Raw genomic sequence first — 20969 nt, forward strand, 5'->3', positions numbered from 1 at the left:
CGCATGAACCGTCGCTCTACGGCCGAGAACCGGTGTTGTTCGGGACGCGTCCCTCGCCCGGCGGCACACCACCCTGATCCGGTAGGTCCCGGTCGGGGAGGAGCGAGGGTTCGTGGTGGGGAGCGAGCACTGGTGACCTCGCTCCCGGGGCTGAATCTTCGCTGTTTGGTGGGTCCTTCGCCGGGCAGCCACTGGGCGGCGCCGGCATCGCATGAACCGTCGCTGCTCGATCGGCCCCCGGCTGCCGCCCTTGGTTCCGGCTCGCACCCGGTGGTACCCGCAACTCCCTCGCCGCGCGGTCAGCGTACGTCTGGTAATGCAGCGTACGTCTGGGTAATGCAGCGTCCGGGCGCACCGAAGCTGGGTACCACCGGCGGACGCTGCCTGACCGGCGTGACGCCGGACGAACCGGTCCGGCTCGACCGGAACGCCGGTAGGGCATTTTGGGGCCCGTCAGGCGATACTGGAACCCTATGACTCCACAACAGATCACCGATACCAAACCCGGCCCCGCGGCGGATTCGCTGACCGCGGTGCACCTGGTCACCCTCGGCTGCGCCCGCAACGAGGTCGACTCCGAGGAACTGGCCGGCCGGCTCGCCGACGGCGGTTTCCGCCTGGTCGAGCAGCCCGAGGACGCCGACGCGGTGGTGGTGAACACCTGTGGATTCATTGAGGCCGCCAAGGCGGACTCGATCAACACCCTGCTCTCGGCCGCGGATCTCAAGGAGACCGGCAAGGCCCGGGCCGTCGTCGCGGTGGGTTGCCTGGCCGAGCGGTACGGCAGCGAACTGGCCGAGTCGCTGACCGAGACCGACGCGGTCCTCGGTTTCGACTCCTATGTCGACATCGCGAGCAAACTGCAGGGCATCCTGCACGGGGAGCGCCCCGCGGCGCACACCCCCGGCGACCGGCGCAAGCTGCTCCCGCTCAGCCCGGTCCAGCGCCAGGGCAGTGGGCTGATCCTGCCCGGGCATGCCGACACGATCCGCAAGCGGCTGGACTCCGGCCCGTACGCCCCGCTGAAACTCGCCTCCGGCTGCGATCGACGCTGCGCCTTCTGCGCCATTCCGACTTTCCGTGGCTCCTACCTGTCCCGGCGTCCGTCGGAGATCCTCGACGAGGCGCGATGGCTGGTCAGCCAGGGGGTCAAGGAGCTGTTCCTGGTCAGCGAGAACTCCTCCTCCTACGGCAAGGACCTCGGCGACATCCGGCTGCTGGAGACGCTGCTGACCGAGATGAACCAGATCGACGGCCTGGAGTGGATCCGGGTCTCCTACCTGCAGCCCGCGGAGATCCGCCCCGGCCTGATCGAGACCATGGTCGAGCTGGACAAGGTCGTGCCCTACTTCGATCTGTCCTTCCAGCACGCCTCCGGTTCGGTGCTGCGGCGGATGCGGCGCTTCGGGGATGCCGAACAGTTCCTGGGCCTGCTGGAGCAGATTCGAAACCTCAGCCCCCGGGCCGGCGTCCGGAGCAACTTCATCGTCGGCTTCCCCGGCGAGACCGACCAGGACCGGCAGATCCTGCGCGACTTCCTCACCGAGGCCCGGCTGGACGCCGTCGGCATCTTCGGCTACTCCGACGAGGAGGGCACCGAGGCCGTGCGGCTGCCCGATCACCTGACCGAGGAGGAGATCGAGGAACACCGCGCCGACCTCGCCGATCTGGTCGAGCAGTTGCTCAGCCAGCGCGCCGAGGAACGACTCGGCGAACAGGTCCGGGTGCTGATCGAGGAAATCGATGACGACGGCGTGATCACCGGACGCGCCGAACATCAGGGACCCGAAGTGGACGGCAGCTGTGAAGTGGTCGGCGGGGCCACGGTGCGCGAGGGCGACATCATCGATGCCGTCGTCACCGGCGCGTTCGGCGTCGACCTGGAAGTGGAGCAGGTGCGATGAGCGGAACCAACGAGGCCGGCGGGACGGAGGCCGCCCACCCGGACACTCAGCCGAAGCCGTCGAACTGGAACGTCCCGAACGTACTGACCGGGATCCGCATCCTGTTCGTCCCGCTGTACGGCTGGATGCTGCTGTCCCACCCCGACGACCCGACGTGGCGGATCTGGACCACCGTCGTGTTCATCATCGGGATTCTCACCGACACCGTCGACGGGTGGTGGGCGCGCCGGTACAACCTGGTCACCAGCTTCGGCAAGATCGCCGACCCGTTCGCGGACAAGGCGATCACCGGGATGGCGCTGGTCGGATTCAGCATCCTGGGCGAGCTTCCGTGGATCGTGACCATCCTGATCCTGATCCGCGAGTGGGGCATCACCCTGCTGCGCTTCCTGCTGTTGCGTCGCGGCATCGTGCTCGCCGCGAACAAGGGCGGCAAGGCGAAGACCCTGCTGCAGTCGGTGGCGATCGTGCTGTACACGCTGCCGCTGCCGGGCTATGTCTGGGGCGATCCGCTGTCCTGGTCGGTGATTCCGGAACTGTTCTCCTGGCTGGTGATGGCGGCGGCGTTCGTGATGACGATCGTCAGCGGAATCGACTACGTCGTCTCGACCGCGCGGATGAACCGGAAGCAGCCGGAAGCGCGGGCATGACCGCACCGGTGGAGGTGGGGACGCTCGGTGCGGACCTGATCGCCGCGGCGACCGCGCGCGGCCGCACCATCGCCACCGCCGAATCGCTGACCGGAGGACTGCTGGGCGCGACGATCACCGCGGTGCCGGGGGCCTCGCTGGTGTACCGCGGGGGACTGATCACCTACGCGACCGACCTCAAACACACCCTCGGCGGCGTCCCGGCAGCGACGCTGGACACGGCGGGGGCGGTCAGCGCGCCCACCGTGGAAGCCCTGGCCCGGCACACTGCCCAGGTCTGTGGGGCCACGATCGGCCTCAGTCTCTCCGGAGTCGCCGGACCGGATCCCCAGGAGGGCTATCCGGCCGGCACGGTCTGGCTCGGCTGGTCCGACGCCGCCGGGGCGGGCAGCGAATTGCTCACCCTGAGCGGGGACCGGGCCGCGATCCGGGCCGCAGCGGTCACGGCCGCGCTGCACCGGGCGTACGCCCTGGTGACGGCCCCGGGCCCGGGCGGGCGGGAATAGCGGAGCCTCCGCCGTGGTTGAGGCGGGCGGTGCGCCGGCAGCGTACGGTCCGATCAGGAAATTGCCTGTGACCACACTGTTATATGGGCTGTTTTGGACACCGCCTGTTGGGTAGAGTCAACCCATGATCGAGGGAGGGTCGGTGAAATCGGTGCTGATGCGTGAGGTGCTCGGTGAGACCCTGCGCGAGGAGCGCGCGGCCCAGGGGAAGACGTTGCGGCAAGTTTCGGCGTCGGCCCGGGTGTCGCTGGGCTACCTCTCCGAGGTCGAGCGTGGTCAGAAGGAAGCATCCAGCGAACTTCTTGCCGCCATTTGTGGCTCCCTGGACATGCCCCTGTCGGTGCTGCTCGGCACGGTCAGCACCAAGCTGGCCGAGCACGAAGAGGCCGTCGCTCCGGTGTCGCTGGCCGACGCCTTCGCCGTCACCGCCGCCGCCTGAGGCGACCCCGCGACGCAACGCACCCGGGTCACGCCCGCAGCCGATAACCCTGCGGCGTCATCGAGAATCCGGTCCCGGTCAGCAGTTCGCCGACCTCGGCTCCGGCCGGGCCGAGGATCGGTTCCCCGTTGCAGCGTTCGATGGTCAGGCCGGCCCCGAACCAGCCGCGCCGTACGCCGCCGGCCAGGGCTTCCAGCGCCCGGCGCAGCAGTGGTTGCTCGTCGGTGAAGGTCAACATGGTGTGCCCGCCGCGCTCCAGGTAGACCGCGAGGTCCCCGTCGGTCAGCACGACCAGGGCGCCGGGTTTACGGCCCGGACGGTGCCCCTCGCGGGGCGGCCAGCCCAGCGCCGCCCCGTAGGGATTGGCCGGATCGGTGGCGGCCAGCACGACGGTGCCGCCGCGCTCGACCGCGCGCAGTCGATCCACCGTGGCCGCGGTGGCGAACTGGGCTGCGCCCAGACCGTCGATGAAGTAGCCGCGCAGGCATTGACCCGCCTCCTCCAGCCGGCTCAAGGCTCGATAGGTGGCAGAAAAGGACTCATCGGGCCGTTCGCTCAGCACTGCGCCCCGGGTGAGCACCCCATGACGATCCAGTTGCACCAGGAGTCGCTCGGTGAAGGCCTGCTCCGGTGAGGTCGGCTCGATCAGTGACCAGCGCCCAGTGGTGGTGGCCGGAACTCGGTGCGGCACCCGGAGCATGCCACTGCGTCGCCTGGGTCGGGGGCGCCGCGGCGTACGCACGACCCCGGCGGTGACCCGGGACCGCACCGGAGCAAACGTGTCACTGCGGATCCGGCCGGCCCAGATCAACTCCCACAGCGCGGCCTCCCAGTCGGCGGTGCTGCGGGTGGTCTCGACCCGGGTGAGCAGATCACTGAGGAACCAGCCGCCCCCGGCGCCGAGCGCGGTGGCGAGTTCGGTCGCGGCGGGGGAGAGTTCCACCTCCGGATCCAGGTCGGGCACCAGGTCGCCGGGCCACAGCCGGACCCAGCCGTCGCCCTCGCCGAGGGCGCCGGCACCCGACCAGGTGACCTCCCCGGAGGCCAGCAGCTCATCGAGCAGCGTGGGAGCGTACGCGGCGACCCGACACGGCAGCACGATCGTTTCCAGCATGCTGGCCGGGATCGGATAGCCGGCGAGTTGCTCCACGGCGGTGAGCACCCCGTCGAACCCGACGAGTTCGGGTTCGGTGGCCGGGCCGGTTACCGACTGCCATTGGGTGAGGAAGGCGGCGTACTGGGCCTGATCGACCGGTTCCACCGCCCGGCGCAGCCGGGCCAAGGTGCGGCGTTTGATCAGGCTCAGCACGCGCGCGTCGACCTGGCGGGCGCCGGCACGCAGTTGGGTGAAGTCTCCGCGCACCAGGGTGCCGTCCTGGATCAGGTCGCCGAGGGTACGCTCCACCACCGCGACCCCGAGCCCGTAGCGCGCCGCCACATCGCGGGCCGCGAACGGGCCGTGACAGCGCCCCCAGCGCAGCACCAGATCGCGGATCGGTTCGGCGCTGCCGCTGGCCTCGGCCGCGAAGCCGGGCGGGACCGGTACGCCCAGGCCGTCCCGCAACCGGGCCAGATCCTCCACCACCGCGTAGCGCGGCGTACCGGCGATGCGGACCTCGGCGATCCGACGCTCGGCAATGAGCGCGGCAACGGTGGCGGCCGGATCGATCTCGGTGCACCGTTCGGCGACCTCCGCGGCACTCAGTGGTCCGATCGTCCGGATCAACTCGACCACCTGTTCCGGCGCCCGGGCCCGCCGATGCTCGGTGCGCGCCTGCAACTCCGCCTCGACCTCGGCGACCACGTCGGCATCCAGCAGTTGCGCGGCGCCATCGATGCCGAGCAGTTCGGCCAGCAGCCCGGAATCGAGGTTCAATCCCGCGGCACGCTGCTCGGCCAGGGGAGAGTCGGCGTTGTAGATGAACTCGCCGATGTAGCTGAACAGCAGCGACTTCGCGAACGGGGACGGGGTGGCCGTCTCCACCTCCACCAGTGCCGTCCGCCGCTGGGCCACCGCGTCCAGCACCCGGGTCAGCCCGGGCAGGTCGAACACATCATGGAGACATTCCCGGGTGGTCTCGAGCATGATCGGAAACTCCGGGAACCGGGCCGCGACCGCCAGCAGCTGCGCAGAGCGCATCCGTTGCTGCCACAGGGGCGCCCGGCGGCGCGGGTCCCGCTTGGGCAGCAGCAGCGCGCGGGCCGCACACTCGCGGAACCGGGCCGCGAACAGGGCCGAGCCGCCCAGTTCGGCCAGGATCTCGGTGGTGATCTCCTCGGCGGTGAACGAGATCAGTTCGACCCCCGGTGGCGCGGACTCGGTATCGGGGATCCGCAGAATGATGCCGTCGTTGGTGGCGGTGGCCTGGGCCTGGCTGCCGTACCGTTCCCGGGCGCGACGCTCGATCGCCAGTGCCCAGGCGGCGAGGACCGGGCTCCCGAGCGCGCTGTGCACGCAGACCCGCCAATCGCCCAACTCGTCGCGGAAGCGTTCCAGCACGATCGTGGTGTCGGTCGGCAGGACCCCGGTCGCCGCGCGCTGCTCGGCGAGGTAGGCGGTCAGGTTCGTCCGGGCCGAGGCGTCCAGCCCGGGCAACTCGGCGGCCGGATCGTAGGCGCGGACGAAGGCACCGAACGCCTCGCCGAGTTCGGCGGGTCGGCCCTGTTGGTCGCCGTGCCAGAACGGCAGCTTGGCCGGGACCCCGGGGGCCGGCGAGACCCGCACCTGGTCGTGGGTGATCTCCTCGATCCGCCAGGTGGAGGTGCCCAGGGCGAACACATCGCCGACCCGGGACTCATAGACCATCTCCTCATCGAGTTCACCGACCCGGCGGGCCGGCCCGTCTCCGGCCAGGAACACCCCGAACAGGCCGCGATCCGGAATGGTCCCCCCGGAGGTCACCGCGAGTCGGGCGGCACCCGGCCGCGCGCGGAGCACGCCGGTGGAGCGGTCCCAGACCAGCCGGGGGCGCAGCTCCCCGAAATCCTCGGCGGGATAGCGGCCGGCCAGCATGTCCACGACCGCCTCGAACAGGGCTCTGGTCAGCGTCGCGAACTGGGCGCTGCGCCGTACCAGGGCGTACGCCCGGTCGACCTCCCAGTCCTCCATGGCGACCATGGCGACCAGTTGTTGGGCCAGCACATCCAGCGGATTGTGCAACTCGGCGATCTCCTCGATCCGCCCGGCCCGCATCCGGTCGGCGACCACCACGGTCTCGATCAGGTCGCCGCGGTGCGTCGGCAGGAACACCCCCGTCGAGACCGCCCCGACCTGGTGCCCGGCCCGCCCGATCCGCTGCAGGCCACTGGCCACCGAGGGCGGACTGGCCACCTGGACCACCACATCGACCGCGCCCATATCGATGCCCAGCTCCAGACTCGAGGTGGCCACCACGCACGGCAACCGGCCGGCTTTCAGCTCCGCCTCGGTGTGTGCCCGCTGCTCCTTGGCCACCGAACCGTGATGGGCCCGGGCCAGCACCGGGACCGGATCCTCGGGGGACAGCCCGAGGCGCTCGGCATGCTGCTCGTTGAGGTGGGCGGTGAGGCGTTCGGCGACCCGGCGGGAGTTGGCGAACACGATGGTGGAGCGGTGCGCTTGGACAATGTCAAGAATCTCGCCCTCCAGCGCCGGCCAGACGGTGTCCTCGCCGTACTCCTCGACCGGGACCCGGATGCCCAGATCCCATTGCTTGGCCGACTCGGGTGTGACGATCCGCACCGGGGCATCTCCGGCCAGGAAACGCGCCACCCGGTCCGGCGGCCGAACCGTTGCCGACAGCCCGATGCGTTGTGGTGCCGAACCGGTCAGTTCCTGCAGTCGTTCCAGGGACAACGACAGGTGGGCCCCGCGTTTGCTGCCGGCCAGGACGTGGATCTCATCGAGGATCACCACCTCGACGGTGCGCAGCGTTTCGCGCGCCTGGGAGGTGAGCATGAGGAACAGGGACTCCGGGGTGGTGATCAGGATGTCGGGCGGCCGGCTGATCAGGCGTCGGCGCTCGGAGGCGGCCGTGTCGCCGGAGCGGATGGCGGTCCGTACGCTCACCGCCGGTTCTCCCAGGCGTTCGGCGGCCCGGGTGATGCCCTGCAGCGGGGCCCGGAGATTGCGCTCCACATCCACCCCGAGGGCCTTGAGAGGGGAGACGTACAGCACCCGGGTGCCCTGCCCCGGCGTACTGATGAGTCGATCCAGCGCCGAGAGGAAGGCCGCCAGGGTTTTGCCGGACCCGGTCGGGGCGATGACCAGCGCGTGTTCGCCGGCGCCGATCGCCGCCCAGGCCAACCGTTGGGCCCGGGTGGGCTCGGCGAAGGAGTCCTCGAACCAGGCCCGGGTGGCCGCGGAGAAACCCGCCAGGGGATCATCGGTCGGGGCGGGCGGGCGCGATCGGGGCATGTCCATCATTGTGCTCGCTGCCACTGACAGTTTTTGTCCGCCGGTCTCGCCGATTGCTCAGCTGACCTACCATTCCTGCGTGCGTGAGACTGAACTGTGGGCCCGGCTGGACCGGCATCTGGGATCCGGGTACGCCCGGGTGTGGGCCGATCAGCAGGTGCTCGCGGACCTGTCCGGACGGACCGTGCTGGAGGCGCTCGCGGCCGGCGTCCCGGCGAAACTGGTCTGGCGTGCGGTCTGGTCGGCGCTCGAATTGCCCGCCTCCGAACGATAAGGCGTGTCGGCTTCATTCGAACACGCGTTCGCGTAGTCTGGGCTGCATGAGTCGTTCGTACCTGCCCACCGGGCACCGGTGCCGGGGCGCCGGATCCGTCTGCACGGTCGCCGTCGATATCCACAGCCCGCGGTCCACCCGAAGTTCTGTCCACACCCGTGCGATTGCGTTGAAGAATTGTCGTTGCGCACGTCTATGTTTCCGGTGATGACTTCCACAGGTAACCGACGCCGCCAGACTTCCACCCCCGCGAAAGGACCCACGATGGCCGTAGCAGACCGCGAGAAGGCTCTCCAGGCAGCTCTCGCCCAAATCGAAAAGCAGCATGGCAAGGGCTCGATCATGCGGTTGGGGGATGAGACCCGCCAACCTATCGCCGCGATCCCGACCGGATCGGTGGCCCTCGACATCGCCCTCGGCATCGGCGGGTTGCCCCGTGGCCGGGTGGTGGAGATCTACGGGCCGGAATCCAGCGGTAAGACCACCGTCGCGCTGCATGCGATCGCCAACGCCCAGGCCGCCGGCGGCATCTGCGCCTTCATCGATGCCGAGCACGCGCTGGATCCGGAGTACGCCAAGGCCCTCGGCGTCGACACCGACTCCCTCCTGGTCTCCCAGCCCGACAACGGCGAACAGGCGCTGGAGATCGCCGACATGCTGGTCCGCTCCGGCGCCCTGGCGATGATCGTGATCGACTCGGTGGCGGCGCTGACCCCGCGCGCGGAGATCGAGGGCGAGATGGGCGACTCCCATGTGGGTCTGCAGGCCCGGCTGATGAGCCAGGCCCTGCGCAAGATGACCGGCGCGCTGAGCAACGCGGGCACGACGGCAATCTTCATCAACCAGCTGCGCGAGAAGATCGGCGTCATGTTCGGCAACCCGGAGACCACCACCGGTGGGCGGGCGCTGAAGTTCTACTCCTCGGTCCGGCTCGATGTGCGCCGCATCGAGACGCTCAAGGACGGCACCGACATGGTCGGCAACCGCACCCGGGTCAAGGTCGTCAAGAACAAGGTGGCCCCGCCGTTCAAGCAGGCCGAGTTCGACATCCTGTACGGCGAGGGCATCTCCCGGGAAGGCTCCCTGATCGACATGGGGGTCGACTCGGCCATCATTCGCAAGGCCGGCGCCTGGTACACCTACGAGGGTGACCAGTTGGGTCAGGGCAAGGAGAACGCCCGCAACTACCTCAAGGCCCACCCGGACATTGCCGACGAGATCGAGCTCAAGATCAAGGCGAAGCTCGGAATCGGCGCCAAGCCGGCCGGCGAGGAGGTGCCGGCCGGAGTCAATCCGGAGACCGGGGAGATCGACTTTTGAGTTCCCGATCCGACCGGGGCGAGTCCGCGCAGGCCGACTCCGGCCCGACCGACTTCGAGGAGCTGGAGCGGGCCCGTGAGGTGGTCCTGCAGCAGTTGAGCCTGCGCGCACGCACCCGCAGCGAACTGGCGGCCGTGCTGCAACGCAAAGGCATCACCCCCGAGGTGGCCGCGCAGCTGCTGGATCGGTTCGAGGAGGTCGGGCTGGTCGATGACGCCGACTTCGCTGCCGGGTGGGTGACCTCCCGGCAGCAGCGACGCAATCTGTCCCGCCGGGCGCTGACCCAGGAACTGCGCCGCAAAGGGGTCGAGACCGAGGTGATCGACAGCGCGGTCGCGGCGGTGTCGACCGACGATGAGTACGCCGCGGCGCTCGATCTCGCCCGGCGCAAGCTTCGCTCCATGCATGCCCTGGCGGAGCCGGTGATCCAGCGCCGACTGGCCGGAGCCCTGGCCCGCCGGGGATTCAGCGCCGAGACGACGCGTCGCGCGGTGGCCGAAGCAATGGCTGAGGCCGGCCCGGTCGCCGGGAGCGAGCCGACCGAGGCCGGGCCAAGCGATGCCGAGGAGGCGGACTGGGCCGACGACCTGCCCTGAGGATGCTCCCCTCGGCCTGCGCCGGCTGCGGTCGCCCGAACCGATCCGACCCGGACCGTCAGCACGCCCGGTGCGGTAGGTTCGATAACTGCGGAGAGTTCGCGGGCCCGCGTACACCCCAGTGGCCGCGGAAGATGCGGGAGATCTGATGAACGTCACCGAGGCGCTGTTGCTCACGGTTCTGGTGGTCCTGGTTCTCGGGATCACCGGGCTCGCCGTGCTGCTGCGCCGTCGTCCTCGCACCGAGTCAGCGAACTCGGCGGCCGGCGCGATCGCGACGGCGGAGGAATCCGCCCGGGCCGAAGCGGTGGTCCAGCGGATCCGCACCGATCTCGACGCCGAGTGGGAGCGACTGCGCGCCGAGGAAGCAACCCTGCAGCGACTGCGGGGAGAGTTGGACGCCGACCGGGCCCGGCTGACCGACACGCAGCGCGAGCTGGCCGGTCGGGATACGGAGTTGACGGCCCGGGATGCCGAGCTGGCTGGTCGGGACACGGAACTCGCCACCCGGGACGCCGACCTGACGGCCCGGGACGCCGAGCTCGCCACCCGGGACGCCGACCTGACGGCCCGGACCGACCGGTTGGCAACCCGCGCCCGGGAACTGGACGACCGTGGACGCCAGCTGGATGCCCGCCACGAGGAGGTGCAGTCGCAGGAGGCGGTACTGCGCTCCCGGGCCGATGAGTTCGCAGTCACCCAGGAGCGGCTGCGGGCCGAGATCGACGCCGAGCGGGCCGAACTGCGCCGGATCCGCCAGGATCAGGACCGACGCGACGACCGGCTGACCGGTCGCGAGGACCGGCTCGAGGCCGAGCAGCTCCGGGTCACCGGGCTGCTGGGCGAACTCGACCGCCGCGGCCGGGACCTGTCGCTCCACGAAGCCGAGATCGGCCGGGCCACCGACCACCACCGGGCGGAACTGGAACGGATCGGGGGGCTGTCGGTGGACGAGGCCCGCACCGAGCTGATCGATGCCGCCCGCGACGAAGCCGACCGGCACTCGGTGGTGATCACCCGGGAGATCGAGACCACCGCCCGCCGCGAAGGGGAGTCCCGGGCCCGCAAGATCATCGTCGAGGCGATCCAGCGCCTGGCCAGCGAGCAGACCGCCGAGTCGGTGGTCAGCACCGTCGAACTTCCCAGCGACGACATGAAGGGCCGCATCATTGGTCGGGAGGGTCGCAATATCCGGGCGTTCGAACAGATCACCGGGGTCAACGTGATGATCGACGACACCCCCGGCACCGTGCTCATCTCCTGCTTCGACCCGGTACGCCGGGAGACCGCCCGCCTCGCGCTGACCGATCTGATCAACGACGGCCGGATCCAGCCCGTCCGGATCGAGGAGGCGTACGAGCGAGCGGTACGACGGATCGAGGAACGCTGCCTGGAAGCCGCCGAGGATGCCTGTGCCACCGCCGGGATCGTCCCGCTGGCTCCGGATCTGATGCCGATCCTGGGCTCCCTGCAATATCGGACCTCCTACGGCCAGAACGTGCTGCGCCACCTGGTCGAGTGCGCCCACCTGGCCGGCCTGATGGCCGGGGAGCTCGGCCTCGATGTCGACCAGTGCAAACGCGCCGCGTTCCTGCACGACATCGGCAAGGCGCTGACCCACAAGGTGCCCGGTACCCATGCCATCGTCGGAGCGAACCTGCTGCGCAAGTACGGGGAGGACCCCGACATCGTGCACGCGGTGGAGGCGCACCACAACGAGGTCGAGCCGCACACCGTGGAGGCCATCCTCACCCAGGCGTGCGACGCGATCTCCGGCAGCCGACCGGGAGCCCGCCGGGAGTCCCTGGAGAGCTACGTGGAGCGCCTGGAGCGGATCGAGGAGATCGCCACCGACCACCGGGGGGTGGAGAAGGCATTCGCGATGCAGGCCGGCCGCGAGGTCCGGGTGATGGTGGCCCCCGAGGACGTCGACGAGATCGGCGCGCAAGTGATCGCCCGCGACATCGCCAAGCAGATCGAACAGGAACTCACCTATCCCGGACAGATCCGGGTGACGGTGATCCGGGAGTCCCGGGCCACCGAGATCGCGCACTGAGGATTGCGTCCCGCGCGTCCGGGCGGGGCGGGAGCGATCAGGCCTTGCGCGCCACCCGGGCTATCCGTCCGGCCGTCCGCCGCGACGCCTTCTTCTCCACGAAGCCGGCGAAGTTGGTCAGGCCGAAGTTGATGATGATGTAGAGCAACGCACCCAGCGTCAGCGCGGCCACGGTGTTGCCGTTGTTGGAGGCCAGGGTGTTCATCGAGCGCAGCAACTCCGGGTAGAGCACGATCGAACCGAGGGCGGAGTCCTTCAGCACGACCACCAACTGGCTCACCAACGACGGCAGCATCGCGGTGATCGCCTGGGGCAACAGGATCGCCCACCGGGTCTGGCTGCTGCTCAGCCCGATCGCCAGGCCCGCTTCCCGCTGACCCTTCGGCAGAGCATGCATCCCCGAGCGCAGCAGTTCGGCGATCACGGCCGCGTTGTACAGCGTCAGCCCGACCACCACCGAGGTCAGCGAGATCACCGCACTGTCGATCACCAGACCCAACGGCAGGAGCACCTGAATGATCAGCTGGTAGGTGAAGATCATCATCACCAGCACCGGTACCGCCCGGAAGAACTCGACGATCAGCGAGCACAGCCAGCGCACCGGAGCAAGGTCCGACAGCCGGCCCACGCCGAGCAGGATGCCGAGCACCAGAGCGGTCACGATCGAGATCTCCGCCGCCTGCAGGGTATTGATCAGGCCCGGAATGATCGACGAGGTCCAGGTGATCGGCTGGAACAGGATCGCCACCTTGTCCACGGTGAACTGGCCCCGCAACCCCCAGAACAGCAGGCCGATCAGGACCAGCAGGATCGTCACCGCGATGACACCGATGATCCGGTTGCGGACCAGAGTCTTCGGCCCGGGGGCGTCGAAGAGGACGTTCGCCTGGCTCATCGCTGCACCGTCAGCTTCCGCGAGTAGTGCGTGAACACCAACCCCGGCGGCAGGGTCAGGATGACGAAGCCGATCGCCACGATCGCGAAGATCGCGAAGATGTAGTTCGGGTTGAACTCGATCATGTTCCGCATCATGAAGCTCGCCTCGGCGATGCCGATGGCCGCACACACCGTGGTGTTCTTCGTCAGCGCGATCAGGGTGTTGCCCAGCGGTGCGATCGCCCCGCGAAACGCCTGGGGCAGCACCACCTGCCCCAGCGTCTGCCCGAAGTTCAGCCCGATCGCCCGGGCGGCCTCGGCCTGGCCGACCGGAACGGTGTTGATCCCGCTGCGGATCGCCTCAGCCACGAAGGTCGCGTGGTACACCGACAGGGCCACCACCGCCCAGGCGATGTTCTGCCACGCCAGGGGAGCCGAGGCGGGCAGCAGGCGTACGCCCATCAGGTTCAACAGACCGAACCCGCACAGCACCACGATCAGCGTGAGCGGCGTGTTGCGGATGAGGGTGACGTAGAGCCCGCCGAACATGCGCAGAATCCCGACCGGGCTGACCCGGAGCACGGCCACGATCAGACCGAGGATGAGGGCTCCGATCGCCGACAGGATCGTCAGCACCAGCGTCATCCCGAACGCAGCCAGGACGTTGTACTGGGGGTTCTGGAGGAGTTCCAGGAATCCTTCCACGGTGGTCCTTCCGAAAGGGGGGACCGGCCGGCGCCGGCGCCGACCGGTCCCCTGGAGTGAATCGGATCCGACGAATCAGGAGCAGGTGTCCGGCTTCGGCGGGTTGGTCTCCTTGTTGTAGGAGAACCCGGAGGCGCCCACGGTCTGGGTCAGCGCCTTCTCCCAGGAACCGTCGTCGATCATCTTGGTGATCGCGGCGTTCACCTTCTGGCACAGCGCGGTGTCGCCCTTCTTCAGGCCCACGCCGTACTTCTCGGTGGTGAACGGGGCCCCGACGACCTTCAGCTTGCCCTGGTAGTTGGGCTGCGCCGCATAGCCGGCCAGGATCACGTCATCGGTGCTGACCGCGTCGATCGTCTTCGAGGCCAGCGCCTCCACACACTTGGAGTAGGTGTCGTACTCCTGCAGCTGGGCGCCCTGGGCGTACTGGTCCTTCAGCTTCTGCGCCGAGGTCGAGCCGACCACCGAGCACAGCTTCTTCCCGTTCAGGGTCTCCGGTCCGGTGATCGAGCTGTCGTCGGAACGGATCAGCAGGTCCTGGCCGGCCACGAAGTACGGCCCACCGAAGGACACCTTCTCCTTGCGGGTGTCGGTGATGGAGTAGGTGGCGAAGATCAGCTGCACCTGGCCACCCTGAATCGCGGTCTCCCGGGTCGCCGACGGGGTCTCGACCCATTCGATGTTGGTGTAGCCCAGGTCCTTGGCGACGTACTTGGCGACCTCGACGTCGAAGCCCTGGTAGTCGTTGCCGACCTTCTGGCCCAGGCCCGGCTGGTCGAACTTGATCCCGATCTTGATCGAGCCACCCCCCTGGCTGCTCTGGCCGGACGAGGTACCCGACTGGCCGGCGACACACCCGGAGGCGGCCATGACCAGCGCCAGCGACGCCGTGAGAGCCGCGACTGACTTGATCTTCATTGATTTTCCTTCCCTAGGCGGCCGGTCGGCCGTGAGTGGTGCATCCAGTCTTGGTGATGCCTGTGAAGTTGTGTGCCGGGGCAGGCTCGCCGCCGGCGTCGGAGTCAGTGATGCAGGATCTTGCTGAGGAAGTCCTTGGCGCGGGCGCTCTGCGGGGCATCGAAGAAGGAGTCCGGATCGTTCTCCTCCACGATCTGCCCATCGGCCATGAAGACCACCCGATCGGCCGCCTTGCGGGCGAACCCCATCTCGTGGGTGACCACGACCATCGTCATGCCGCCGCGGGCAAGGTCCACCATGACGTCGAGGACCTCGTTGACCATTTCCGGGTCCAGCGCGGAGGTCGGCTCGTCGAACAGCATGACCTTCGGGTCCATGGCCAGCGCCCGGGCGATCGCGACGCGCTGCTGCTGGCCACCGGACAACTGAGCCGGGTACTTGTCGGCCTGATTGCCGACCCCGACCCGGTCGAGCAGCTTTTCCGCCTTTTCCTTCGCTGCCGCGGCGGAGAGTTTGCGTACCTTTCGGGGGCCGAGGGTGACATTGTCGCGGACCGATTTGTGGGCGAACAGGTTGAATGACTGGAACACCATCCCGACGTCGGCACGAAGCTTCGCCAGGGCCGCCCCCTCGCTGGGCAGCACCTTGCCGTCGATCCGGATCTCGCCGGAGTCGATCGTCTCCAGCCGGTTGATCGTGCGGCAGAGCGTGGATTTGCCCGAACCCGAGGGTCCGACGACGACAATCACCTCGCCCCGCCCGATCGACAGGTTGATGTTCTGCAGTACATGCAACGGGCCGAAGTGCTTGTTCACATCCTTGAGAACTACCAGGTCCTTCGCCTTGGGCGCCGTCGCGGTCTCTTGATCGCCGAGGGTCATATACCGAACAGTAAACGATCCTGTGCTACCGGGATATGACATTCGATGGAGATTGTGTTACTTCCCGCTGGGAGACCCTCAGGTACCCTTGATCCGCTATGGTCCAGACCCCCACCAGCGGCGAGATGCCGCGCAGCTTCGAAGTACGCACCTACGGCTGCCAGATGAATGTCCACGACTCCGAACGCATCGGCGGCGTCCTCGAGGAGGCCGGATATGTCCCGGTCGCCGCGGGGGAGACCGCCGACGTCGTTGTCTTCAACACCTGCGCGGTCCGCGAGAACGCCGACAACCGGCTCTACGGCAACCTGGGCCACCTGGCCTCGGTGAAGGCGGAGCGCCCCGGCATGCAGATCGCGGTGGGCGGGTGCATGGCCCAGAAGGACCGGGACACGGTGGTACGCCGGGCGCCCTGGGTGGATGCGGTGTTCGGGACCAACAATCTCGGGTCGTTGCCGGTGCTGCTGGAACGGGCCCGGATCGCCGAGCAGGCCCAGATCGAGATCAAGGAAACCCTGGAGAAGTTCCCGTCGAACCTGCCCACCCGGCGGGATTCCGCATACTCGGCCTGGGTGTCGATCTCGGTCGGCTGCAACAACACCTGCACCTTCTGTATCGTCCCGTCGCTGCGGGGCAAGGAGACCGACCGGCGCCCCGGGGACATCCTGCGGGAGATCCGGACCCTGGTCGACCAGGGCGTGCAGGAGATCACCCTGCTCGGCCAGAACGTCAACTCCTACGGGGTCGAGTTCGGCGATCGACAGGCCTTCGGCAAACTGCTGCGGGCCTGTGGCGAGATCGACGGGCTGGAGCGGGTCCGTTTCACCTCCCCGCATCCGGCCGCCTTCACCGACGACGTGATCGAGGCGATGGCGCAGACCCCGAACGTGATGCCGAACCTGCACATGCCGCTGCAGTCGGGCTCGGATCGGATCCTGCGCGAGATGCGCCGCTCCTATCGCAGCGAGAAGTTCCTCGGCATCCTCGACCGGGTCCGGGCCGCGATGCCCCGGGCAGCCATCACCACCGACATCATCGTCGGTTTTCCCGGGGAGACCGAGGAGGATTTCGCCGCGACCATGGACGTCGTGCGCGCCGCCCGGTTCAGCGGGGCGTTCACCTTCCAGTACTCGATCCGACCCGGGACGCCGGCCGCCACCATGCCGGATCAGGTGCCGCACGAGGTTGTCACCGAGCGCTATCAGCGGCTGGTGCCCTTGGTCGATGAGATCGCCTGGGCGGAGAACCGATCCCTGGTCGGCCAGCAGGTCGAAGTGCTGTTCGCCGAGTCGGAGGGGCGCAAGGACGCCGCCACCGCCCGGATGTCCGGCCGGGCCCGGGACAACCGGCTGGTGCACGTGCGGGTCCCCGAGGACCCCGCCGACCGCCCCCGGCCCGGTGACATCGCCTTCGCGCTGGTCGATCACGCCGCCCCGCACCACCTGACCGCCGACGGTGGCATCACCGGGCTGCGGCGTACCCGCGGTGGGGACGCCTGGCAGGCCCGCACCGAAGCGCCGCCGGCCCCGGCGGGGGTGTCCCTGGGCCTGCCGGCCGTGCGCGGCTGACCCGCGCCCCGGCTCACCCGGAAAACAACGAACCACCGGTCCCACGGGCCGGTGGTTCGTCAGGCTTGCGCGCGGATCAGGCCTGCTGCTCGCCCTCAGGCTGCTGCCACTGCTGCTCCTGGCCCTGCTGCTGGCCTTCCTGCTGCCACTGCTGCTCCTGGCCCTGCTGCTGGCCCTCCTGCTGCCACTGCTCCTGCGGCTGGCCCTCCTGCTGCTGACCTTCCTGCTGCCACTGCTCCTGCGGCTGCTCGGCCTGCTGCTGCTCGACCGGGGCCTCCTGGGCCGGAGCCTCGGCCTGCGGCTGGTTGCGGCTCTGATCGCCGTACTGACCCTTCAGCATGTCCTGGCCCTGGTTCACCTGACCGGCGAACTTGCCACCGGTCTTCTCATCCAGCATGTCGCCGGCCTTGTCCACGAGGCCGTCAGCCTGCTCAGCGTGCTGACCGGCCAGGTCCTTCGCCTTGTCGAAAATGCCCATGTCTGATCATTCCTTTCGGATCGGGGGTGATCGGACACCTCAATTCATATCGAACCCGGCACACTGGGTCCATGACCCCCCGGACCCTTGTTTTCGTCGGCCCCACCGCGAGCGGCAAGACCGCGCTGGCGATCCAGGTCGCCGAGGCGCTGGCCGAAACGGGGCAGCCGGCCGAGATCGTGAACGCCGATTCGATGCTGGTCTACCGGGGGATGGATATCGGTACCGCCAAGCCGAGTCCGGCCGAGCGGGCCCGCGTACGCCACCACCTGATCGACATCCTCGAGATCACCGAGACGGCCACGGTCGCTCACTTCCAGGACCTGGCGCGAGCGGCGATCGCGGACTGCCACCGGCGGGGAGTGCTGCCGATCCTGGTCGGCGGGTCGGCGCTGTACACCCGGGCCATCGTCGACCGGTTCGAGTTTCCCGGCACCGATCCCCAGGTCCGGGCGTACTGGGAGGCGGAACTGGAGCGCCGGGGCAGCGCCGAGCTGTATCGCGAACTCCAGCGGCAATCGCCGGCGGCGGCCGCGGAGATGCTGCCGGCCAACGGCCGCCGGATCGTGCGCGCCCTGGAGGTGATCCAGCTGACCGGACGCTGGGTGCCCACCCTGCCGTCGTGGGAGTACGCCCTCCCCGGCGTGGTGCAGATCGGACTGGCGCTGGACCGGGAACTGATGGACCGGCGGATCGCCGAGCGGGTGGACCGGATGTGGGCGGCGGGCCTGGTCGAGGAGGTCCGGGGCCTGGTCGCGCGGGGGTTGCGCGAGGGGCGGACCGCCTCCCGGGCCCTGGGCTACCGGCAGGTACTGGACTTCCTGGACGGCGGCTGCACCGAGGAGCAGGCCCGGGAGGCGACGGTGGCCGGGACCCGGCGCTTCGCCCGCAAGCAACTCGGCTGGTACCGCCGCGACGACCGGATCCACTGGCTCACCGCCGGACACCCGGACAATTGCGCCCGGGTGTTGCGTCTGCTGGGAGAATGACCCCATGCGCAGATGGTCGTTCGCCAAGGGACACGGCACCGAGAATGATTTCGTCATCCTGCTGGATCGCGACAACCTGGTGAATCCCACCGCCGAGGAAGTGCGCTTTCTGTGTGATCGGCGTGCCGGAATCGGCGGGGACGGTCTGCTGCGGGTGGCCTACGACACCCCCGAGTTCCCCGGTCAGTGGTTCATGGACTACCGCAACGCCGACGGCTCGATCGCCGAGATGTGCGGCAACGGGGTCCGGGTGTTCACCCTGTTCCTGCACGAGGAGGGCCTGGTCGACCGGTCGGAGTTCGCCATCGGCACCCGGGCCGGACAGCGTACGGTCACCCTGCTGCCCGACGGTCGGATCCGGGTCGGCATGGGCGTACCGACCGTCGACTCCGAACCGACCCCGGTGCGGCTGGGGGAGCGGTCCTGGGCCGCGGTCGGCGTCGACGTCGGCAACCCGCATGCGGTCTGCAACGTGGCCTCGGTCGCCGAGCTGAACCTCGTGCAGGGTCCCGAATACTCCGCCGAGCGCTTCCCCGAGGGGGTCAACGTGGAGTTCATCGAACGCGTCGGGGAGCACCATTTGCGGATGCGGGTGTTCGAGCGCGGCGTGGGGGAGACCCGGTCCTGCGGTACCGGCACCGTGGCCGCCGCTGCCGTGGCCGCGCACCAGGCCGGCGGGACCGACGAGCGGCCCTGGCGCATCGATGTGCCCGGGGGCACCGTCGAGATCGAGTTCGGCGCCGATCAGGCGTACCTGACCGGTCCGGCCGTGATCGTGGCGCGCGGCGAGGTGCTGGTGCCCTGAACAGTTCGGAAATCGCTCGCCGCCCTCGGGCCGTCGTGGAATGCTTGAGGGATCATGAGTGTTGCTGATCGATTTCCCGACTTCCCCGACGATGTCGAGGACCCGGCCGATTCCGCCGACCCGACGCAGGAGCCCGACGTCTCCCTCGAGGACCCCGAGGTGCTCGACTTCGACGGGGACCAGCAGGATCTGGCCGACCGGCTCTCCCTGCGTCGCGTCGCGGGCATGTCGACCCAGCTGGCCGACATCTCCGAGGTGGAGTACCGCGACCTGCAACTGGAGCGCGTCGTGCTGGTCGGGGTCTGGACCAGTGGGTCCCAGGCCGACGCCGACAACTCGATGACGGAGTTGAAGCAACTCGCCGAGACCGCCGGCTCGGAGGTCCTCGACGGTCTGGTCCAGCGCCGGACCCATCCGGATCCGGCCACCTTCATCGGTCGCGGCAAGGTGGATGAGGTACGCGAGGTGGTGGTGGCCACCGGCGCCGACACCGTGATCTGCGACGGTGAGTTGACCGCCGCCCAGTTGCGCAACCTGGAGGACCGGATCAAGGTCAAGGTCATCGACCGGACCATGCTGATCCTGGACATCTTCGCGCAGCACGCCAAGAGCGTGGAGGGCAAGGCCCAGGTCGAACTCGCCCAGTTGAACTACCTGAAGCAGCGCCTGCGTGGCTGGGGCGGAAACCTGTCCCGGCAGGCCGGTGGCCGGGCCGCCGGGGGCGCGGGGATCGGCGGGCGTGGTCCCGGCGAGACCAAGATCGAGACCGATCGCCGCCGGATCAATCACCGGATCTCCCAACTGCGCAGCCGGATCCGGGACATGGAATCCACCCGGTTGACCAAGCGCACCGAGCGACTGCGGCACCGGATCCCCTCGATCGCGATCGTCGGGTACACCAACGCCGGCAAATCCTCCCTGCTGAACCGCCTCACCGGAGCCGGGGTGCTGGTGGAGGACGCCCTGTTCGCCACCCTGGATCCGACCACCCGGCGCACCGAAACCGCCGACGGGCGGATCTTCACCCTCACCGACACCGTGGGCTTCGTCCGGCACCTCCCGCACGATCTGGTGGCAGCCTTCGCCTCCACGCTCGAGGAGTCCGCGGACGCCGACCTGCTGCTGCATGTGGTGGACGCCGCCGACCCGGATCCGGTCGGGCAGATCCGGGCGGTCCGCGACGTGCTCAACGACATCGACGCCGGCGGCGTACCGGAGCAGTTGGTGTTCAACAAGATCGACCGGCTGGATCCGGCACACGCCGGGGAGATCCTGCAGACCCTGCGGACCAACTATCCCGAGGCGCTGTTCGTCTCCGCGCGCACCGGCGAGGGGATCGCGCAGCTGCGCGCCCGGCTGGAGGAGCGGCTCCCGCGACCGGAGGTCGAGATCCGGGCCCTGGTCCCGTACGCCCGCGGCGACCTGCTCGACGCGATCCACCGCGCCGGGGAGTTCATCACCCAGGAGCACACCGCCGACGGGACCCGGGTCGTTGCCCGGGTGTATCCCGAGCTTGCGGCCGAATTCGAACCGTACGCCGAATAGCCCCGCGCGGCCCCAATTCTGGGGGCAGCCATCCGCGAATAGTTGTTTGTGTCACGCAATTAG

The 20969-nt window shown here is 69.0% G+C and carries 18 protein-coding genes; 12 read left to right on the top strand and 6 right to left on the bottom strand.

Translation table 11 applies throughout. From position 1 onward, the window contains the following. Positions 1-473 precede the first annotated feature (473 nt). From rimO to G531_RS21300, 4 genes are all read left to right on the top strand, one after another. A complete protein-coding gene (rimO, locus tag G531_RS0107990; protein WP_051215236.1) occupies positions 474-1904 on the top strand; it encodes a 30S ribosomal protein S12 methylthiotransferase RimO in 1431 nt (476 codons plus the stop codon). After that, entirely contained in the window at positions 1901-2554 is a 654-nt protein-coding gene (gene pgsA, locus G531_RS0107995) for a CDP-diacylglycerol--glycerol-3-phosphate 3-phosphatidyltransferase (protein ID WP_026926848.1), read from the top strand. Before rimO ends, pgsA begins: the two co-directional genes overlap by 4 nt. Next, positions 2551-3060: a CinA family protein gene (locus G531_RS21295; protein WP_051215237.1), complete on the top strand. Its 510-nt coding sequence runs from the start codon at positions 2551-2553 to the stop codon at positions 3058-3060. The genes pgsA and G531_RS21295 overlap by 4 nt, the downstream gene beginning before the upstream one ends. 142 nt (positions 3061-3202) lie before the next feature. After that, positions 3203-3499 carry a helix-turn-helix domain-containing protein gene (locus tag G531_RS21300; protein WP_081683957.1) on the top strand — a complete coding sequence of 99 codons (297 nt, stop codon included), beginning with the start codon at positions 3203-3205 and terminating at the stop codon, positions 3497-3499. Positions 3500-3527: 28 nt separating this feature from the next. On the opposite strand, the gene G531_RS0108010 is transcribed toward G531_RS21300, so the two are convergent. Then, positions 3528-7895, bottom strand: coding sequence for a DEAD/DEAH box helicase (locus G531_RS0108010; protein ID WP_026926849.1), 4368 nt, complete (start codon positions 7893-7895; stop codon positions 3528-3530). A 79-nt stretch (positions 7896-7974) separates the two neighbouring features. Here G531_RS0108010 and G531_RS0108015 point away from each other — a divergent pair, with 79 nt between their 5' ends. From G531_RS0108015 to rny, 4 genes are all read left to right on the top strand, one after another. Beyond that, entirely contained in the window at positions 7975-8169 is a 195-nt protein-coding gene (locus G531_RS0108015) for a DUF3046 domain-containing protein (protein ID WP_026926850.1), read from the top strand. A 264-nt stretch (positions 8170-8433) separates the two neighbouring features. After that, positions 8434-9489, top strand: coding sequence for a recombinase RecA (gene recA / locus G531_RS0108020; RefSeq protein WP_026926851.1), 1056 nt, complete (start codon positions 8434-8436; stop codon positions 9487-9489). Continuing rightward, positions 9486-10085: a regulatory protein RecX gene (locus tag G531_RS21305; protein ID WP_035758323.1), complete on the top strand. Its 600-nt coding sequence runs from the start codon at positions 9486-9488 to the stop codon at positions 10083-10085. Before recA ends, G531_RS21305 begins: the two co-directional genes overlap by 4 nt. A gap of 148 nt (positions 10086-10233) precedes the next feature. Continuing rightward, positions 10234-12141, top strand: a complete 1908-nt coding sequence (gene rny / locus G531_RS0108030; RefSeq protein WP_026926852.1) for a ribonuclease Y — start codon at positions 10234-10236, stop codon at positions 12139-12141. Between the two features lie 37 nt (positions 12142-12178). Here rny and G531_RS21310 read toward each other — a convergent pair whose 3' ends face one another. The 4 genes from G531_RS21310 to G531_RS0108050 all read right to left on the bottom strand — a co-directional run bounded on the left by G531_RS21310 (position 12179) and on the right by G531_RS0108050 (position 15521). Next, on the bottom strand, positions 12179-13036 hold the full coding sequence (locus G531_RS21310) for an amino acid ABC transporter permease (protein ID WP_035758325.1): 858 nt from the start codon (positions 13034-13036) through the stop codon (positions 12179-12181). Then, a complete protein-coding gene (locus G531_RS0108040; RefSeq protein WP_145978652.1) occupies positions 13033-13722 on the bottom strand; it encodes an amino acid ABC transporter permease in 690 nt (229 codons plus the stop codon). Before G531_RS0108040 ends, G531_RS21310 begins: the two co-directional genes overlap by 4 nt. A gap of 75 nt (positions 13723-13797) precedes the next feature. Continuing rightward, positions 13798-14640, bottom strand: a complete 843-nt coding sequence (locus G531_RS0108045) for a glutamate ABC transporter substrate-binding protein (RefSeq protein WP_026926854.1) — start codon at positions 14638-14640, stop codon at positions 13798-13800. A gap of 104 nt (positions 14641-14744) precedes the next feature. Next, positions 14745-15521 carry an amino acid ABC transporter ATP-binding protein gene (locus tag G531_RS0108050; protein ID WP_026926855.1) on the bottom strand — a complete coding sequence of 259 codons (777 nt, stop codon included), beginning with the start codon at positions 15519-15521 and terminating at the stop codon, positions 14745-14747. Positions 15522-15619: 98 nt separating this feature from the next. Between G531_RS0108050 and miaB the strand changes: the two genes are divergently transcribed. After that, positions 15620-17089, top strand: a complete 1470-nt coding sequence (miaB, locus tag G531_RS0108055; protein WP_026926856.1) for a tRNA (N6-isopentenyl adenosine(37)-C2)-methylthiotransferase MiaB — start codon at positions 15620-15622, stop codon at positions 17087-17089. A gap of 76 nt (positions 17090-17165) precedes the next feature. Here the strand turns inward: miaB and G531_RS27090 are convergent, their stop codons facing one another. Next, entirely contained in the window at positions 17166-17567 is a 402-nt protein-coding gene (locus G531_RS27090; protein WP_035758326.1) for an antitoxin, read from the bottom strand. 71 nt (positions 17568-17638) lie between these two features. On the opposite strand from G531_RS27090, the gene miaA reads away from it, so the two are divergent. Genes miaA through hflX form a run of 3 tightly spaced genes read left to right on the top strand, consistent with a single transcriptional unit; the run spans position 17639 to position 20906 of the window. Then, positions 17639-18556, top strand: a complete 918-nt coding sequence (miaA, locus tag G531_RS0108070; RefSeq protein ID WP_035758342.1) for a tRNA (adenosine(37)-N6)-dimethylallyltransferase MiaA — start codon at positions 17639-17641, stop codon at positions 18554-18556. A gap of 4 nt (positions 18557-18560) precedes the next feature. Continuing rightward, positions 18561-19361, top strand: a complete 801-nt coding sequence (gene dapF, locus G531_RS0108075) for a diaminopimelate epimerase (protein ID WP_026926858.1) — start codon at positions 18561-18563, stop codon at positions 19359-19361. Positions 19362-19415: 54 nt separating this feature from the next. After that, positions 19416-20906 (top strand): GTPase HflX, encoded by a 1491-nt coding sequence (gene hflX / locus G531_RS21320; protein ID WP_081683948.1) that lies wholly within the window; start codon positions 19416-19418, stop codon positions 20904-20906. The last annotated feature ends 63 nt before the right edge of the window (positions 20907-20969 follow it).

The organism is Granulicoccus phenolivorans DSM 17626 = NBRC 107789 = JCM 15570 (assembly GCF_000423085.1).
Classification (GTDB): domain Bacteria; phylum Actinomycetota; class Actinomycetes; order Propionibacteriales; family Propionibacteriaceae; genus Granulicoccus; species Granulicoccus phenolivorans.

Bases quoted from the DNA above. Each gene is read 5' to 3' on its own strand.
- G531_RS0108010 (WP_026926849.1), bottom strand. From the start codon at position 7,895: ATGCCCCGATCGCGCCCGCCCGCCCCGACCGATGATCCCCTGGCGGGT.
- G531_RS27090 (WP_035758326.1), bottom strand. From the start codon at position 17,567: ATGGGCATTTTCGACAAGGCGAAGGACCTGGCCGGTCAGCACGCTGAG.
- hflX (WP_081683948.1), top strand. From the start codon at position 19,416: ATGAGTGTTGCTGATCGATTTCCCGACTTCCCCGACGATGTCGAGGAC.
- pgsA (WP_026926848.1), top strand. From the start codon at position 1,901: ATGAGCGGAACCAACGAGGCCGGCGGGACGGAGGCCGCCCACCCGGAC.
- rny (WP_026926852.1), top strand. From the start codon at position 10,234: ATGAACGTCACCGAGGCGCTGTTGCTCACGGTTCTGGTGGTCCTGGTT.
- G531_RS0108045 (WP_026926854.1), bottom strand. From the start codon at position 14,640: ATGAAGATCAAGTCAGTCGCGGCTCTCACGGCGTCGCTGGCGCTGGTC.
- dapF (WP_026926858.1), top strand. From the start codon at position 18,561: ATGCGCAGATGGTCGTTCGCCAAGGGACACGGCACCGAGAATGATTTC.
- rimO (WP_051215236.1), top strand. From the start codon at position 474: ATGACTCCACAACAGATCACCGATACCAAACCCGGCCCCGCGGCGGAT.
- recA (WP_026926851.1), top strand. From the start codon at position 8,434: ATGGCCGTAGCAGACCGCGAGAAGGCTCTCCAGGCAGCTCTCGCCCAA.
- G531_RS21295 (WP_051215237.1), top strand. From the start codon at position 2,551: ATGACCGCACCGGTGGAGGTGGGGACGCTCGGTGCGGACCTGATCGCC.
- G531_RS0108050 (WP_026926855.1), bottom strand. From the start codon at position 15,521: ATGACCCTCGGCGATCAAGAGACCGCGACGGCGCCCAAGGCGAAGGAC.
- miaA (WP_035758342.1), top strand. From the start codon at position 17,639: ATGACCCCCCGGACCCTTGTTTTCGTCGGCCCCACCGCGAGCGGCAAG.
- G531_RS21310 (WP_035758325.1), bottom strand. From the start codon at position 13,036: ATGAGCCAGGCGAACGTCCTCTTCGACGCCCCCGGGCCGAAGACTCTG.
- miaB (WP_026926856.1), top strand. From the start codon at position 15,620: ATGGTCCAGACCCCCACCAGCGGCGAGATGCCGCGCAGCTTCGAAGTA.